11 protein-coding genes are annotated in these 16,824 nt (G+C 56.0%); 2 read left to right on the plus strand and 9 right to left on the minus strand.

All coding sequences use genetic code 11. The annotated features are described in order from the left end of the window. Positions 1-19: 19 nt before the first annotated feature. On the plus strand, positions 20-1,474 hold the full coding sequence (locus HMJ29_RS08795; protein ID WP_171591124.1) for a hypothetical protein: 1,455 nt from the start codon (positions 20-22) through the stop codon (positions 1,472-1,474). A gap of 80 nt (positions 1,475-1,554) precedes the next feature. Here the strand turns inward: HMJ29_RS08795 and HMJ29_RS08800 are convergent, their stop codons facing one another. The 3 genes from HMJ29_RS08800 to polA all read right to left on the minus strand — a co-directional run bounded on the left by HMJ29_RS08800 (position 1,555) and on the right by polA (position 6,224). Further along, complete coding sequence (locus HMJ29_RS08800) at positions 1,555-2,574, minus strand: YpdA family putative bacillithiol disulfide reductase (RefSeq protein ID WP_171591125.1); 1,020 nt, start codon at positions 2,572-2,574, stop codon at positions 1,555-1,557. A gap of 67 nt (positions 2,575-2,641) precedes the next feature. Further along, the gene (locus HMJ29_RS08805) at positions 2,642-3,061 is read right to left on the minus strand and encodes a DoxX family protein (RefSeq protein ID WP_171591126.1); all 420 of its coding nucleotides are present in this window, start codon (positions 3,059-3,061) and stop codon (positions 2,642-2,644) included. A gap of 274 nt (positions 3,062-3,335) precedes the next feature. Next, entirely contained in the window at positions 3,336-6,224 is a 2,889-nt protein-coding gene (gene polA, locus HMJ29_RS08810) for a DNA polymerase I (RefSeq protein WP_171591127.1), read from the minus strand. A 182-nt stretch (positions 6,225-6,406) separates the two neighbouring features. On the opposite strand from polA, the gene HMJ29_RS08815 reads away from it, so the two are divergent. After that, complete coding sequence (locus HMJ29_RS08815) at positions 6,407-7,006, plus strand: 3'-5' exonuclease (protein WP_171591128.1); 600 nt, start codon at positions 6,407-6,409, stop codon at positions 7,004-7,006. A gap of 68 nt (positions 7,007-7,074) precedes the next feature. On the opposite strand, the gene HMJ29_RS08820 is transcribed toward HMJ29_RS08815, so the two are convergent. The 6 genes from HMJ29_RS08820 to HMJ29_RS08845 form a co-directional block, all read right to left on the minus strand. Then, positions 7,075-7,503 carry a hypothetical protein gene (locus HMJ29_RS08820; RefSeq protein ID WP_171591129.1) on the minus strand — a complete coding sequence of 143 codons (429 nt, stop codon included), beginning with the start codon at positions 7,501-7,503 and terminating at the stop codon, positions 7,075-7,077. Positions 7,504-7,872: 369 nt separating this feature from the next. Continuing rightward, positions 7,873-8,388, minus strand: a complete 516-nt coding sequence (locus tag HMJ29_RS08825) for a hypothetical protein (RefSeq protein ID WP_171591130.1) — start codon at positions 8,386-8,388, stop codon at positions 7,873-7,875. A 1,183-nt stretch (positions 8,389-9,571) separates the two neighbouring features. Next, a complete protein-coding gene (locus tag HMJ29_RS08830; protein ID WP_171591131.1) occupies positions 9,572-12,004 on the minus strand; it encodes an ABC transporter permease in 2,433 nt (810 codons plus the stop codon). Positions 12,005-12,059: 55 nt separating this feature from the next. Then, positions 12,060-14,417 (minus strand): ABC transporter permease, encoded by a 2,358-nt coding sequence (locus HMJ29_RS08835; protein ID WP_171591132.1) that lies wholly within the window; start codon positions 14,415-14,417, stop codon positions 12,060-12,062. A gap of 55 nt (positions 14,418-14,472) precedes the next feature. Continuing rightward, entirely contained in the window at positions 14,473-15,150 is a 678-nt protein-coding gene (locus HMJ29_RS08840; protein ID WP_171591133.1) for an ABC transporter ATP-binding protein, read from the minus strand. A gap of 235 nt (positions 15,151-15,385) precedes the next feature. After that, positions 15,386-16,645, minus strand: coding sequence for an efflux RND transporter periplasmic adaptor subunit (locus tag HMJ29_RS08845; protein ID WP_171591134.1), 1,260 nt, complete (start codon positions 16,643-16,645; stop codon positions 15,386-15,388). Positions 16,646-16,824: the final 179 nt, after the last annotated feature.

Consider the following 16,824-nt stretch of genomic DNA (forward strand, 5'->3'; position numbering starts at 1 on the left):
CTGTAAGCTCTCCGTTCTCATGAACACTAAATTCCTCAAAAATACTACCCCGTTTCTGGCGGCAGGAGCACTACTGCTCGGAGGTTGCCAGCCTGATATTGATGCTCCGAAGGTTGATAAAGGCTCGGCCGACTTTACTCGCTATATCGCAGTAGGTAACTCCCTAACGGCGGGGTTCATGGACAATGGCCTGTACCTGGAGGGTCAGCAGAACTCGTACCCCAGCATTCTGGCGCAGCAGTTCCAGCAGGCTGGCGGCGGCGAGTTTGTGCAGCCCCTCTTTAACCAGGCCAACCAGCAGAATGGCTCAGGCTTCCTGCGCCTCACAGGTTTTGATGCTACCGGCTCGCCAATTACCACTTTTGTACCAGGTAATGCCGGTCGTATTCCATCTTCACCTGCATCGGCGCCATATACCAAGTTTACAGGTCCAATTAATAATTTGGGGGTACCTGGTATTCGGTTGGCAGATATACAAACAGCCAAGTTTGGTAATATTCAGACCACTCCGCTGAATGCAGCTACGTTCAATCCGTATTTTGAGCGCATTACACCTGATGGAAGTGACGTAAGTTATTTCCAACGGGTAAAAGCTGAAGCTGCTACAGCTACGTTCTTCACCACATGGCTTGGCAACAACGACGTGCTGGGCTTCGCTACTTCGGGTGGCGCTTCTACCACGTCTACTATTACCCGCACCGATACGTTCACGCTGAAATCTCAGCGCATTATTAACGTGCTGACCGCTAATGGCGCGAAAGGTGTAGTGTCTACTATTCCGGACGTGACGGGTATTCCTTTCTTCACTACAGTTGGCCCCCGCTTGAAGGCTACATTGGTAGCGAATAATGTACCCGGCCTCGTTATTCAGACGGGCGCTGCGGCTGGCTTGGCTAACTCGACTAACCGTAAGCAAATTGCTACGACCGATATCCGGGATGCCTCGGGCGGACGCCAGCTGTTTACCCTCACCGGCGCACCCTTCGTAAGCCTCATTGGCCGGCCCACAGGGCGCCCATGGCGCTTTGTGTACGCGCAGTCGGGTCAGCCAGCGGCTGGTTTCCCCCTCTTCCTGGCAGCTTACGGCATTGATACGCTGCAGGCCCTGGGTGTAACGGCTCAGAACCCATTCCCGAGCGCTTTTGTGCTTGACGATGTAGAGCAGGGCCAGGTAAATACTGCCACCACTGCCTTCAACAACGCACTACGTACGCAGGCTTTGGCGAAGAATCTGGCCATCTTCGACGCTAACGTTTTCTTCACCTCGGTGAGCAACAATGGCTTTGCTACCAACGGCGTACGGAATACAGCCGCGTTTATTTCCGGCAACCTGTTCTCGCTTGATGGGGTACATCCTACGCCTCGTGGCTACGCTGCTATTGCCAACGAGATGATTAAGGTGATTAATGCCAAGTATGGCTCCTCACTCCAGCTAGTCGACCCCAACCAATACCGGGGCGTATTGCTGCCCTAACCGACTTTTGAGGTCAGAAAAAGGCCCTCCCCGGTTTCGGGGAGGGCCTTTTTTATTGCTGCTAGGCCAAGTGCATACGGCTATTTACTCAACTGCACCGGCTGCAATACCTCCGGCAGATCCGGTACTTGCTCACCGGCCAGGCGGGCGGCAATAACCTGGGCGTGGTAGCGGCCATTCTCAATAAACCAGCGGCTGGTGTTCAGGCCGCCGCACACAGTGCCCGCGAGGTACACGCCGGGGCGGTTGGTCTCTAAGGTTTCAGCGTTGTGGGTAGGTGTCTGGGCGGCGTCCAGTTCGCAGGTGATGCCCAGCGCCGCCAGAAACGTGAAGTCGGGGTGGTAGCCGGTGAGGGCGTACACGTAGGCAGCAGGCAGCAACTCTAGGCCAGTAGGGGTCTGTACTTCTACGGCCTCCGGCGTGATGCGCTGAATGGTGGTGTTGAAAAGGGCTTTGATGCGGCCCTCCTTGATACGGTTTAGCAGATCAGGCCGAATCCAATACTTCACCGACTGGCTGATTTCAGCCCCACGAATTACCATCGTAACATCGGCGCCGGCGCGCAAAAGTTGCAGGGCGGCCTTGGCAGAAGAGTTTTTGGCCCCCACTACCACCACATGCTGCCCGGTGTGGGCGTATGGCTCTTTGTAGTAGTGGTTCACGTGGGGCTGGTCCTCGCCGGGTACGTTGAGGTAGTTCGGAACATCATAAAAGCCCGTAGCTATAATGACGTAGCGACAAGCAATGCGGCCCTTCTCCGTAACCACTTCATACTGGCCCAGGCCACCCTCCAGGCCAGTTACGCGCTCATAGAGGCGCAGCGGAATGTTCTCGGCAAACGCAACGCGGCGGTAATAATCGAGGCCATCTTCGCGCAGAGGTTTGTAGTGGCTGGTAGGGAAGGGGTGGCCACCAATCTCCAGGAGCTCCGGCGTTGAGAAGAACTCCATGTTGGTGGGGTAGCCGATGATGGAGTTTACCAAGGCTCCTTTGTCTACGGCCACTACGGAGAAGCCACGCCGTTGCACTTCAATGGCACACGCCAGCCCAACTGGCCCCGCGCCAATTATTACAACGTCGAAGGAAGAATCTGTTGTCATATGCTGTAATACCAACTCAGAGTCTGAGAGTTTTAAACTTGCTGCGCTCAGCGCACCTACTACTGCGCTACACCTTGCGTTTAAGCGCGCTCAGCGCACCCGTCGACCATAAAGCCCAGGCCATGAGCACCGGTTGGAAGAACAGCCGCCCTAAGCGCTTAGCGTCGGTATTGAGGCCGAAGGCGGAAATATGGTGGGTGTACTGATGGATGTTGCCCGGAAACACCAGCGCATAGAACACTGCCAGCCCCAGGCCTAGTTCAGCGCGCCGAGGCTTCCAGAATAAAAGCGCCAGGCCCAGGCCTATTTCTACCACTCCCGATTGTAATACTACCGTATCCTTGGCCAGCGGTACAAAATCGGGCACCTGGGCCTGAAACGCCTGCCGGGCAAACGTGAGGTGCCCCGTGCCGGCAACTACCATAAAAGTGCCCAGCAGGCCGCGGGCTACGTTTTGGAGCGTGGTGGTGTGCGTGTTTTCTATCATACAGAAGGCGCTAAGGTTGGCTCAGCCGTTGGGTATACGCCTAAGTAGCAGCGCCAGATATTTTGGCTCAGAGCAACCGCAGATAATTCTGAACCGGATACAACCAGCCACGGGGTGCCTTGGTCGTGGCTACAGTAGTTCTCTAAGCGGTTCACCATAAATGGCGTACTACCTATATGAAACGGCTTCTCAATAGGCTGCCCACACATATAACCGCCCGGCTTCTTGGTAGCGTAAGAAGCCGGGCGGTTGCGTGCTGCGTAGTATCGGTGGCCTAATGCGCCTGCAGCCAGTTGTTGCCGGTGCCCACTTCTACTTCCAGCGGTACGCCGCGGGGCAGGAGCAGGGCCTGGGTCATGAGCTCCTTGATTTTGGGCGTAATGTACTCCACCTCTTCCCGCACAGCATCAAACACCAATTCGTCGTGCACCTGCAAAATCATACGGGTGCCTAGCTTCTCCTCAATCAGCCACTCATGAATGTTAATCATAGCCTTCTTGATGATGTCGGCGGCGGTGCCTTGGATGGGGGCGTTGATGGCGTTGCGCTCCGTGTAGCCGCGTAGGGTGGCGTTGCGAGAGTTTATGTCGCGCAGGTAGCGGCGGCGGCCCAGCAGGGTAGTGGCATATTCCAGCTCGCGCGCCTTATTGATACTTTCATCCATGAATTGCTTTACTGAGGCAAACTCCTGGAAGTAGGTGTCAATAATCTCGGTGGCCTCTTTGCGGCTGATGCCAATGCGCTGGGCCAGACCAAACGCCGAGATGCCGTAGATGATACCGAAGTTTACGGTTTTGGCCTTGCGGCGCATTTCACCATCCACCTGATCCAGGGGCACGTGGAATACCTTGCTGGCGGTACTAGTATGAATATCGAGGCCCTGGCGGAAGGCTTCAATCATGGTTTTATCGCCCGAGAAGTCGGCCATGATGCGCAGCTCCACCTGAGAGTAGTCGGCAGCCAGCAGCACGTGCTGGTCGTCGCGGGGTACGAAGGCTTTGCGAATCTCGCGGCCCTTCTCCGTCCGGATAGGAATGTTCTGAAGGTTGGGGTTGGTGCTGCTGAGGCGGCCGGTGGCGGTTACGGCCTGGTTGAAGGACGTATGCACGCGGCCATCGAGCTCACACACCAGCTGGGGCAGCGCCTCTACGTAGGTTGAGCGCAGCTTGGTGAGTTGGCGGTGTTCCAGAATCAGGCCCGCGATGGGGTTGTCGGCAGCCAGGGTGCTGAGCACTTCCTCGCCGGTGGCGTACTGGCCGGTTTTGGTCTTCTTGATTTTACCGCCACCCAGGCCTAGGCGGTCGAAGAGTACTTCGCCCAGCTGCTTCGGCGAGCCAATGTTGAACTCTTCGCCAGCCGCCGAGAAAATCTGCTGCTCAATCTCTTGAATGTAGCCCTGCAGCTCCGCCGAGTACTCACCCATGGCGTTGCTGTCAATCTTCACGCCCTCGTACTCAATGTCGGCCAGCACGGGCACCAGTGGATTTTCCACGTCATTCAGCAGGTCCAGAAGGCCCACCTCCTTGAGCATGGGCTCAAACACGTGCTTGAGCTGCAGCGTTACATCGGCGTCTTCGCAGGCGTAGTCTGATACCTCCGCCGGGGGCAGGTCGGCCATAGTTTTTTGGTTCTTGCCTTTTGGGCCGATCAGGGAGATGATAGACACCGGCGTGTAGTGCAGATACGTCTCGGCCAGCACGTCCATGTTGTGGCGCATGTCGGGCTCCAGCAGGTAGTGGGCCAGCATGGTATCAAAGAGCGGCCCGTGCACCTGCACGTTGTAGTGCTTGAGAATGGTGAGGTCATACTTGATATTCTGTCCGATTTTCAGAATCTCCTTCGCCTCAAAGAAGGGGCAGAACTCATCCACGAGGGCTTGGGCGGCGCTCTGGTCGTCGGTGGGTACGGGCACGTAGTAGGCCTCGCCGGGCAGCCAGCAGAACGACAGGCCTACGAGGCGCGCCGTCATGGTGTCTAGGCCAGTAGTTTCAGTGTCGAAGCTGACTTCTTTTTGCTGCAGCAAAAACTTCAGCAGGGATTTGCGCAGCTCGGGCGTGTCAATCAGGTGATAGTTGTGCGGCACGTCGGCCAGCGTGAGGCGGGGCCCGGCAGGGGCTCCGAAGCTGCCAGTAATGCCTTCTTCCGCCCCAATAGCCACGGCAGCATCAGAAGAGCCTCCAAACAAGCTGCCCTGCCCTTCAGCCACTTTGGGGCGCCGGGCGCCGCGTGAAGGAGGAGCCGTACTGCTCACGCCAGCAGGACTGCCACCGCCCAGCACGCGAGCAGCTAGCTGCCGGAATTCCAGCTCATCAAACAGCTGGCGCAGCTGCTCGGCATCAGGCTCTTCTAAGCGTAGATTTTCCTCGTGAAATTCAATAGGTACGGTCAGGTGAATGGTGGCCAGCTCCTTGCTCATGAGGCCCTGCTCAGCAAAGTTGCGCACATTTTCCTGCAGCTTGCCTTTGAGCTGGTCTACGTTGGCAATCAGGTTTTCTACCGAGCCAAACTCCTGCACCAGCTTCTTGGCCGTTTTCTCGCCAATGCCCGGAATGCCCGGGATGTTGTCGGAGGCATCGCCCTGCAGGCCCAGAATGTCAATTACCTGCTCTACGCGCTCTACCTCAAAGCGCTGCAGCACGTGCTGCACGTCCAGCACCTCAGCGGCATTGCCCATAAAGGCGGGCCGGTAAATCTTGATGCAGTCCGTTACGAGCTGGCAGTAGTCTTTGTCGGGGGTCATCATAAATACCTCGCCAAAGCCCTGCGCCTCCGCCCGCTGGGCCAGGGTGCCAATTACATCATCGGCCTCAAACCCATCTACCATCAGAATGGGAATGTTAAAGGCTTTGATGATTTTTTTGATGTACGGAATGGCTAGGCCAATATCCTCAGGCATGGCCTGGCGCTGAGCCTTGTAGTCGGCAAATTGCTCGTGGCGGAAGGTCTTTTTCTGTGCATCGAAAGCTACACCAATGTGAGTAGGCTTTTCTTTCTGGAGTACCTCCACCAGCGTGTTGGTAAACCCAAGAATGGCTCCGGTGTTCAGGCCCTTGGAGTTTACGCGTGGATTCTTGCTGAAGGCAAAATGGGCGCGGTAAATCAGGGCAAAAGCGTCGAGCAGGAAAAGCTTATGGGGGCGGGCAGCGGCAGATTCAGTCGTCATATGCACGAAGGTACGAGGCAAGCTCTAAGAGGGATATTGTAAGCAGCGGCAATTGAAGCTTACGGAGGAATATCGGAGCACTGGTTTCTGAAGACAACAACAAGCCACTACGTAGAATGGTGGTAAAAACATAGGTTCAGGTCAGTTCCAACGCCCGCGGCTACCTGTGCGTACTGGCCTAGATGCGCTATATTTCCCTCGACCTCGAAACCACCGGCGGCAAGCCCCAGCGCCACCAGATTCTGGAGCTGGCGGCCGTGGTAGAAGACACCAAAAAGCTGCTGCCACTCTCAGAGCTGCCCAAGTTCCGGCGCGTGGTGCGCCACCCCGAGTATGTGGGCACGGCCGGCGCCCTGGCCCTGAACGCGGGCTTGCTGCAGGAGCTGGCGCGCAAAGAGCCCAACCCCGAGCTGTGCACGCCCGATGAACTGCTGCCCCAGCTGCGAGAGTTTCTGCTAGGCCAGGGCTTCAAGCTAGACAAGCACGATTGCGTGGCCGTAGTGATGGCCGGCAAAAACATTGCCTCCTTTGATCTGGGCTTTCTGCGAGAGTTGCCGGGTTATGGCCAGTTGGTACGCGCTGAGCCCGCCATGCTCGACCCCGCGGCTTTTTACCTCAATTGGCGCAAAGACACCCGCCTGCCCACCATGCAAACCTGCAAGGCCCGCGCCGGCTTCGAGGACGATACCGTGGCTCACCAGGCCCTGGCTGATGCCCTGGATGTAGTGCAGCTATTGCGCCCGTTCTATGAGTTGCCCGTGTACCAGCAGGCGCGGGAGTAGTAGAGGCCTAGCGGTTCGATTAGGTAGTGGAAACCGTAGCGGCGTGTACTTCGCACTATGATATGAGGTTACTCCTGGAGCTTCCTTTCTTTTCTAGCCGCTAAACCAGGATACTTAACCAGCTCCTCGGCTTCCATATCTATCAAAGTCTGTTTGAATGGGAGCCATTCTTCCACGGCATATAAAGGACTGGCCTCGAAAGTGTAGTTGTGAAACCAATGTTCGTAGAAGAAGTATTTCTGGCCTCCGGAATCAATGGCTCCAAACGCCATAATGTAGGCTCGCTCTGTAAGATGTTCCAGGTTTGCGTCAGGCAGATAGGCCTTGAGTTCTCGCATTAAGGCTCCAGAAGCGAGGTAGTAGACCAGTATCTTGCCTTCCGCCCTGTTCTCAACTGGTAAGTTTTCTTGCACAAACTGGATGCATTGCTGCGCTGGCGTAGGTGGTTTACCACGCTCCACTAAGAGGTAGCGAAAGAATCGTCGGAGCCAGCCCATAGTGGCAGGGGGAGAAGAGTGCGGTTAGGCAATTAGTTAGCGTAAATTTACCCGCGTCTTATACTTTTCGGCGCGAGATACCAGTGCAGTTAAGCTAGAGAATGTTTCCTAAAACGGCCGTTGAAGGATGCGCCTTAACGGCCGTTTTAGGAAACCGGCTTCTGGGGGCTATACAAGCCAGCGTGATGAGTGACCATTGAGAGACCTAGGAGCCAATGGGATATGCATGCTGCGCTGTCGTTGTGTTATTTCGTGATTGAATAAGGACTGATAACTGCCGCATATCATTCCTTATAAAGGATTGAAACCGCTGTTTACTTTGTCGTAAATGCCCCTTTCTACATGATATGCTAATCCTGCCCATTCTTACTACATATTACGATGGATAGCCATGACCGTGTCCCGGTGGAGGTCGATGCGAACCACTTCCGGGTCGTAAAAAAAGTTCTCTACAACCAAAAGCGTATCTCCTTGGGGATCGATAATGTAGCGTTTCCGAGTATCATCATAGATTCGGCTAGCAGCATACCGGTCAAGTAACGAATCGATGTTTTTGAGGAAGGGGCAGTCGTCTGTTTTGACCAGCACCCACTCCTGATCGAACTTGATGAAACCACACCACGGCTGTGAAAGGTGTACTTCTGATTTTGTAATCATCGAAGAGAGTTTCACGTGCGTATTCTCGTCTTTGCGCACGGCATCTAGGTAGTAAAGTCCTTTCCGGGGGTGCGGATTGCGCCGAATGTAGGCACGTATCTCGGCGATAACCTGTGGGTGCTTCAAAACCGCGGATGCATCCATGCGGGTCGAACGAGTTAGCTTCTCTTGCCTACAAGCACTCACGCCAACAAATAATGACAGAAGATAAAGAAGTCGAGTGAGCATATTCTGGAGAGATGAGGAACTACATCAAACCTGTAATTCTACCTAAAATACCATAAGATTGGACAATGAACAGCAGAGCCAAAACCGTCGCTATTCCGTGGTAAGGGGTATAACTAACATTTTGTTAAGCAACTTTTTCAAGAAACAAAGATTGAACTTCACGTCCTGTATCCTTGAAAAAATAGCAAAATCGGTACTCATGGATAGCCGAACGATTTCCTTATTGTACGTGGTCATATTGAGTGGGCTCACAGGGTGCGAACCTAAAAATGGCCCAACTGTCCCATTGCCACCCGCGAGTGGTAGCAAGCGAATGCCAGCACGCCACGTGACGCTCTATCTAGACAGCGAGTACGAGGTACTTGGTCCTGCTCAGCATCATGCGACTATTCTCCGGCCGGGCAACCGAGCACTGCCTGTACAGCGTGGTCTAGATACTCTTTTCCACAATGAAGCGATTAGCGTGGTAGGCGATACGGCACTACGGCGGAGCTCATTTGCAGTCTATAGGGCCTTCTCTTACCGCCATACTTTCACCGAGTTTCCTGTTGCGAAGTCCTTCCGAGGCCCAGTTTTACCAGTTGACTTTCGGACTAACCCGGCGGCAAAGCATCACATCACCCGTATAAAGGAAGGTGCGCAACAGCCCGCGAATTTTGCGGGTCACTACCGCCTAGTTACATGGGGCTGTGGCAGTACGTGTCAACAGTCCGTGCTGGTGGATCAGCGAACGGGACGCGTGTATGATGTCCCTGAAACAGCACAGGGTCTGTCGTATCGCCTTACAAGTCGGCTGCTTATTACGGATTATGTAGAAGATGCGGACGCCACGTATTTAGTCAACTCCGTCTATCCAGCTCCTGCATTTTATGTCTGGACAGGAAATTGCTTCCAGAAGCTGGAATAGGAGCTTCAGCGTACTTCCCCAAAGTCCGATAAGTCCAGTTATGTTTGCTACAAAGCAAAAGTAGGCGAATACGCATTGAAAAGCCCCTGAATACATATATACAGGGGCTTTTTTTTTAATTAAGGTGGTATTGTAGGCCTTCCAGCTATTACTGGTGCCGCTCTAGAAGCCGCCGAAGTCGCCGCCACGGCCCCAAGCCACTTCCGCCGCCAAACACGTTGGGTGTTTGGCCCGCTAAAGAATGCAGTAGGTGGTTAACTCTACTGCTAGCTCGAGTTAGTTTGACCGTAAGTTGTTGACTGGGTTAGCTGTGGCAGCTCGTAAGGCCTGGTACCCTACGGTCAGGAAGGCAACGGCGGCGGCCAGCAGCCCTGCGGCTACGAAAGCCCACAGGGGTAAATCAATGCGGTAGGCAAAGTCTTGCAGCCACCGGCTCATGGCCAGCCAAGCTGCCGGGAAAGCAATGAGGGCCGCCACCAGCACCAACACCAGGAATTCCTTCGACAGCAGGCTTACAATGTTGCCTACACTGGCTCCTAGGACTTTCCGGATGCCGATTTCCTTTTTGCGACGCTCGGCGGCGTAAGTAGCCAGGCCAAACAGCCCGAGGCAGCCCACGAAAATGGCCACACCCGTGAAAATCCAGAGCAGGGTCTTGAGCTTGTCTTCGGCCTTATACATGTCGTCGAAGTTCTGGTCCAGGAACCGGTATTCGATGGGGCTTTCGGGGCTGAACTTGCCCCATACCTGCTTTACTCCGTCAACTGAGCTCCCAATGCTGTTTCCCTTCATCTTCACGGCTACTTTCCAATAGGCGTCGGGAAAGATCTGCAGCACGGCCGGTTCCAGCCGGTCATAGAGGCTCTTGTAGTGGAAGTCCTTCACCACGCCAATAACCTGGCCTACTTTCAGCGAATCGGGGTTTTTGTCGTTCCAAACCTTCCACTCGAGCTTGCGGCCGAGGGCTTGCTGGGGCGTACCGAGGCCTAGTTCTTTCACCGCCGTTTCATTGATAATAAACGCGTGGTCTTTGTCGGTGCTCTGCTCCTTGGTAAAGTCGCGGCCCGTAACCAGCTGTAGGCCTAGGGTCCTGAGGTAGTCGTAGTCGACCATGAGCTGGGTGACCGAATGTTCTTTCCGCTCGCCGCTGCCGGGTACGATGATGCCGTCGCCAGCCACCTGGTCGCCGGGGAAACCGTAGCCGATGCTCGCCGACACTACGCCGGGTACTTGCTGAAGCTCGTTTTTAAACGCTTCATACTGCTTGTTCATGTTGTCGCCGCGCATGGGGAAGAACATGATCTGGTCGCGGTTGAACCCCAGGTCTTTGTTGTGCAGATAAGACACCTGCTTGAACACCACCAGAGCGCACACTATCAAGAACACCGACAAGGCAAACTGCACCACAATCAGCCCGTGACGGAGCCATTGCACCCGCCCAAAAATGCCGTCGGTGACGACCGCGCTTTTCAGCACTTTTACCGGCTGGAAGCTAGACAGTACCAGGGCCGGATAGAAACCCGCCAAGAGGCCTACCACCACCGTCAGCACAACCAGCAGCGCTAGCAGAGCGGGGTTGGTGAGCAGGTTGAACTCCATACTCTTGCCCGTAAAAGAGTTGAGGGAAGGCAGCAGCAGCGCGGTGAGTACAGTGGCCAGCACCACGCTTACCAGCGTGAGTAGCAGCGTCTCGCTCAGAAACTGCAGCATCAACTGCTGCTTGCTGGCGCCAATGGTCTTGCGAATCCCCACCTCCTTGGCCCGCTGCATAGATTTGGCCGTAGCCAGGTTCACGAAGTTGAATCCGGCAATCAGCAGGATAAATACGGCAATAAACCCCAGGGCTTTCACGTAAGTAATGTTGCCCGTTACAGCCGAGTCGTACTTGAAGCCAGCAGAGTACAGGTGCACAGTATGCAAAGGCTGCAAGTAGGTTTTAAAGGTGATCTTGTCGTCTTCGCTGAGCGTAGGCTGCACCTTTTGCATGAGGTAGTCCTGCAGCTTGGCCTCGGTTTCTTTGGCGTTGGTGCCGGGCCGCAGCTTTACGTACGTGTAGAACTGCTGCCAGCCCCAATTTTTCATCCGCTGCGCCGGCAGCTCGGCAGCGGCCATGGGAATCAGGTAGTTGGCTTTCAGGTGAAACTTGGATAGGCCCCCACGCAGAACACCCGTTACCTGAAAGCTCGATTTATTGATCTTCAGCTCCTTGCCCACCGGGTTTACATTCCCAAAGAAGTTGTTGGCCACGTCCTCAGCCAGCACGACTGCTTCGGGCGCATCCAGAGCATGCGCGGCCGAGCCGTATTTGAAGGGCAACTCGAAAATGTTGAAGAAGGTAGAATCCGTGATAAGCCCGTTCTCCACGTAAATCTTTTTCTCGCCCACTTCCAACAAGCTGAGGCTGGTGCCGGTCATCAGGATGCGCGTAGTTTGCTCCACCTCGGGGAACTCCTGCTTGAGCGTGGTAGCGAACATGGGCGACACCGAGCTATGAATTTCGGAGGCCTCACTCTTGGTGTGCTGGGTGTAGACCCGGTAAATCTGCTCCCCGTGGGGCACGAACTTGTCGAATTGCAGCTCGTCGTGCACGAACAGACCAATGAGCAGGCAGGCCGTTAGGCCTAGAGCCAGGCCGGCGATGTTAAGGAAGGAGAAGCCTTTGTGCCGGATGAGGTTCCGGTAGGCCACGAGGAAGTAGTTCTTAAGCATGATCGAGCCAGTAGTAGAAAGGGAACGAACAGAGATATGGCAGAACAGCTGGTGGCTATTCGTCGCGTAAGCTTTGGGTGGGGTTAAGCCGGGCCGCCTGCAGGGCCTGAGTACTTATGGTAAGCCAAGCCACCGTAACGGCCAGTAGGCCAGCGCCTAGGAAGTACCACGCATGTAGCGTAATGCGGTACTCAAAGCTGTCGAGCCAGTGCCGCACTACTAGGTAGCTCAGCGGCAGGGCCAGCAAAATCCCTAGCCCCACCAGCTTAGTTAGGTCGCGGGAGAGCAGGTAAACGATGCTCAGCTCACTGGCGCCGAGCACCTTCCGGATGCCGATTTCCTTGCGGCGCTTCTCGGCCGTGAAGGCCGTTAGGCCGAACAGGCCTAGGCAGGAAATAAGAATGGCTAGGCCGGCGAAGTACTGAGCCAGCGCCCCAACGCGCCGCTCAGCAGCGTACTGGGCTTGATAGTCTTCGTCGAGAAAATGGTAGGTGAGAGGCGTCTGGCCGGGGTTGAAAGCGGCATAAAATTGTTGGACTCGGCCGATGGTTTCCTTTTCCCGGCCCGGTGCCAGCCGCACCAGAATGGTGCCGGCCGTTAGCGGCTCCAGCCGAAAAATGAAGGGCTTCACCTTCTCGTGCAGCGACTCGTAGTGAAAGTTTCTCGCCACGCCCACAATCCGTTGTTTATCCAATAGCTGGCCCACCGGGTTTTGTATACCCAGGCTGGTTACCAAGGCTTCGTTGACGATAATTTGCGCGCTGTCGGTGCGGAACTGAGGCGAAAAGCTGCGGCCTTCTTTCAGCGTGATGCCTAGGGTTTCGAGCATGTCGTAGTTCACGCCCAAGTTGTTGGCGAGAATCTTCCGGCCCTCCCATTCCACCGGGCGCCCCGCGCCGTAGGTACCCACCAACGAGCCCCACATGCTGGAGGCATCTACCACGCCCGGCAGCCGCTTCAGCTCGGCCAGAAACGCTTTGGGCTGCTGCTGCGCCTTGCCCGCCGCTTCAAAAGACACCACACCGCGGCGGTTGTACCCCAGGTCTTTGCTTTCGACGAAGGCAAGCTGCCGCTGAATGACCCACACGCAGACGATGAACAGCACGGAGAGCATGAACTGGAAAACCACTAGCCCTTTGCGCGTCCAGAGGTCGGCGGCCGAACCGGTGAGTTGCCCTTTGAGCACCTCCACCGGCCGCAGCCCCGAGAGGTAAAAGGCCGGGTAACTACCTGCCAGTAGCCCCGTAATCAGCGTAATTCCCAGCGCCGAAAACACCAAGTGCGGTTTAAAAACCAGCGCAAGTTGCTTGCCGGTGATGTCGTTGAACTGGGGCAGCAGCAACTCTACCAGCGCCAGCGCAATAAGCAGCGCGATGAAGCTCATGAGCACCGATTCGGTCAGGTAGTGCGCCAGCAGCGAGAAGCGGCCGGCGCCCAGCGTTTTCTTCACCCCAATTTCCTTTAGCCGGCGCGAGGCCTTGGCCGTGGCCAGGTTCATGAAATTGATGCCGGCAATGACTAGAATAAACACCGCAATGGCCGAAAAAAGCTTCACGTACTCAATCCGCCCGCCCAACGGTACGCCGTTGGTGTACTCGCCGTGGAGGTACAAATCAGCGTAGGGCTGCATGAGCAGGGCCCGGTCCTTGTTCGTGGCCAGCTTGCGCTGAAGCAGACCGCCAATCTTGGTTTGGAACTGCGCTTCGTCAGCGCCCTCGCGCAGCACCACGAAGGTGTTGAACGGCCCATCCTGGTCCCATTTAATTGACTCCCCCATTTTCATGATGCCCTTAAAGGCATCGAAGCTGAGCACCACGTCGAACTGGTCGGTAGAATTGGCCGGAATAGGCCCGAACACGCCTGTTACGGCGACAGTTTGCTTGAGGTCAGCCAGTTGCCATTCTACCGTTTTGCCCACGGCATTGGCCGCCGTGCCGAACAGCGCCGCCGCTATTTCCTGCGAGAGCACCGCGGCGGTTTTGTTGGCCAGCACCTGGCTGGCGTCGCCCTGCTGCAGGTTGTAGGAGAAGATGCGGAAGAAGTCTTTGCCGGCAAATTTTGCGTCGGCCCGCACGGTTTTTCCCTTTGCCACCAGTGTGAGCCCAGGGAAAAAATCGGGCGGGGTGGCCGCAGCCGCGTACTGAATTTCGGGCATCTCCTCAGCCAGTGCCTCGGCCAGCAGCGGCGCCGTGCCATAGGTGTTGATGCCCTCGGCCGTGCGCTGGTTTTCCAGCACCCGAAACAGCCGCCCGTTTGTGGCGTGGTACCGGTCGAAGCTCCATTCATCGTGCACCCACAGGTAGATGATGAGTGCCCCCGCCAGGCCCACCGACAAGCCAACCAAATTGATAAAAAAGGTTGTTTTGAACCGCTTGAAGTTCCGGTAAATCAGAAGGAGGGAGTGCTGAAGCATGAGGGCGGCGAAGTAGGAGGGAGTGCAGCAGAAAAACCGAGGCGTACGAGCGGCGCTACGCGTGCACGTTCTCCAGCACCACTTGCCCGTCGAGCAGGCGAATTACGCGGTGGGCGTAGCGGGCATCGTGCTCTGAGTGCGTTACCATAACGATGGTGGTACCCGCCTCATTTAGCTCGGTAAGCAGCTCCATTACCTCGTTACCATTGCTCGAATCGAGGTTGCCGGTGGGTTCGTCGGCCAGGATCAGGCGGGGGCCGTTGACCACGGCGCGGGCCACGGCCACGCGCTGCTGCTGCCCGCCCGAAAGCTGCTGGGGAAAGTGATTGCGGCGGTGCATGATCTGCATCTTTTCCAGCACCTTGGCTACCTTTTCCTTGCGCTCAGCGGCCCCTACGCCCAGGTAGATGAGAGGCAGCTCCACGTTCTCGGTCACCGTCAGCTCCTCAATCAGGTTGAAGCTTTGAAACACAAACCCGATGTGCTTCTTGCGAAGCTCGGCGCGGCGGCGCTCCGGGGCGTGGGCTACTTCCGTACCGGCAAAAGCAAAGCTGCCACCATCGGGCTCATCCAGCAGCCCCAGGATGTTAAGCAGCGTAGACTTGCCGCAGCCGCTGGGCCCCATGATGGCCACAAACTCACCCTCGCCCACCGACAAGGAAATGTTGTTCAGGGCCTTGGTCTGCACTTCTTCCGTGCGGTAAATCTTTTCGAGGTTTTCGATCTTGATCATGGGAATGCTGTGTGCGGGATGCTGAGGGAGGTTTTTGCAGAGGAGAAGAAAATCAGAGAGTAGGTTTTCAGGAAAAGAACTTTCCCGCGGAGCGCAACTGGCCAGGGCTACCGCTTCGTTGCAGCGAATCGAGCGCACTCACACCACTCGGGGTAGCTAGGCCAGTAGGCACCAATCTCCGGTTCGGCGGCGCTCCGCAGGATGTTTCTTCCACGGCAGGTTCTTCTATGCCGGGTTACTGAGCCTTGGCGCTCAGCGCCAGCTCACCCATTTTTTCGTAGCCATCATAGCTGGAGGTGATAACCCGGTCGCCCGGCTTCAGGCCGTCGAGCACTTCATAATAATCGGGGTTTTGCCGGCCCAGACGGATTTCCGTTTTGTAGGCTTTGGTGCCATCGGCGCTCAATTTGAATATCCAATTGCCGCCGGTTTTCTGGTTGAAGCTGCCCTTGGGCACGCGCAAGGCTACGGTTTGGTCGCTCAGGGCCAGGCGGACCGGCACCGTCTGGCCCCGGCGCAGGTCCGGCGGCGCGCTGCCCGTAAACTCTAGGTCTACCTGCACGCCCTGGGTTACCTGCGTGTAAATCTTCTTCACACTCAGCTCGTAGGTCTTATTGTTCACGGTTACCTCGCCCTTCTGGCCGGGAAAAATGCGCGAAATGTAATACTGATCGAGGGTGGCGCGCACCTTCAGGCCCGTGAGCATGTCGAGCTGACCGATGCGCTGCCCTCGGGTTTTCAGCTCCCCAATTTCGGCGCTAAGCGAGGTGAGACGGCCCGCTGCTGGCGCCTTAATGGTGAGGTCGTCGAGCTTACGGCGCATTAGGGCCAGGTTGCTTTGCATGCGGTTCACTGACTGCTGCATCTGGTTGATTTGCTGCCGCATGGCCAGGGAATCCTGCCGCAGGGCCTGGCGACTGAGCTGCTTGCGGCGCAGCTGGTAGTCATAGGCATTCTTGGTCTGGCGATACTCCTGAAGGGCAATGACCTTCAACTCATAGAGGTTCTTGTTCAGCTCATATAGGCGTTTGGCCTCGCGGAGCTGATTTTCAATTTCGGCCTGCTGGTTAAGCTGCTGAATGCGGTTTTGCTGGAGCAGGTTGTGGGTGTTATGCAGGTTATTCATCAGGTCGAACACCGCCGTTTCGCGGTTCACCATTTCCAGCTGCAGGTCGCTGTTAGCTAGTTGAATGATGGGCTGACCGGGCGTCAGGGTGGCCCCGTCCTCCACCAGAATGCGCTGCACCGTGCCGCCCTCGGGCGCGTCTAGGTAGATAGTTTTAATGGGCATCACTAGCCCATCTACCGGCACAAACTCCTGAAACGCCCCCCGCGTGACCGTGCTCATGGTCACCCGGTCGGGGTCGATGGTGAGCTTGGCGGGTCCGGCCGAGGTAAGCAACAGGGCGGCTACGGCTACTACTACCAGCACCAATGCACCCAGCAGCATTAGTCTCGCCGGGGTCCAGGTTTTCTTTTCAATGATGACGTCCATGAGCTGGGCAGCGTTTGCGGGACCTAAAGAAGAAGTCCCTGCCAACACGTATGCAGAACAATGCCAATTTTATAAATACTTGTATATCAATTTATTGCATGATAAACCTTGCTGAGAGCTAATAAAACTGTACGCTTTTGATACACTCTCTGTACGCTTTCGATACACCCCGCCAGTGG

The organism is Hymenobacter taeanensis, from assembly GCF_013137895.1.
GTDB classification, from domain to species: Bacteria; Bacteroidota; Bacteroidia; order Cytophagales; family Hymenobacteraceae; genus Hymenobacter; species Hymenobacter taeanensis.

Coding starts and splice junctions, on each gene's coding strand:
- HMJ29_RS08840 (WP_171591133.1), bottom strand. CDS start 15,150: ATGATCAAGATCGAAAACCTCGAAAAGATTTACCGCACGGAAGAAGTG.
- HMJ29_RS08795 (WP_171591124.1), top strand. CDS start 20: ATGAACACTAAATTCCTCAAAAATACTACCCCGTTTCTGGCGGCAGGA.
- HMJ29_RS08805 (WP_171591126.1), bottom strand. CDS start 3,061: ATGATAGAAAACACGCACACCACCACGCTCCAAAACGTAGCCCGCGGC.
- HMJ29_RS08825 (WP_171591130.1), bottom strand. CDS start 8,388: ATGCTCACTCGACTTCTTTATCTTCTGTCATTATTTGTTGGCGTGAGT.
- HMJ29_RS08835 (WP_171591132.1), bottom strand. CDS start 14,417: ATGCTTCAGCACTCCCTCCTTCTGATTTACCGGAACTTCAAGCGGTTC.
- polA (WP_171591127.1), bottom strand. CDS start 6,224: ATGACGACTGAATCTGCCGCTGCCCGCCCCCATAAGCTTTTCCTGCTC.
- HMJ29_RS08820 (WP_171591129.1), bottom strand. CDS start 7,503: ATGGGCTGGCTCCGACGATTCTTTCGCTACCTCTTAGTGGAGCGTGGT.
- HMJ29_RS08830 (WP_171591131.1), bottom strand. CDS start 12,004: ATGCTTAAGAACTACTTCCTCGTGGCCTACCGGAACCTCATCCGGCAC.
- HMJ29_RS08815 (WP_171591128.1), top strand. CDS start 6,407: ATGCGCTATATTTCCCTCGACCTCGAAACCACCGGCGGCAAGCCCCAG.
- HMJ29_RS08845 (WP_171591134.1), bottom strand. CDS start 16,645: ATGGACGTCATCATTGAAAAGAAAACCTGGACCCCGGCGAGACTAATG.
- HMJ29_RS08800 (WP_171591125.1), bottom strand. CDS start 2,574: ATGACAACAGATTCTTCCTTCGACGTTGTAATAATTGGCGCGGGGCCA.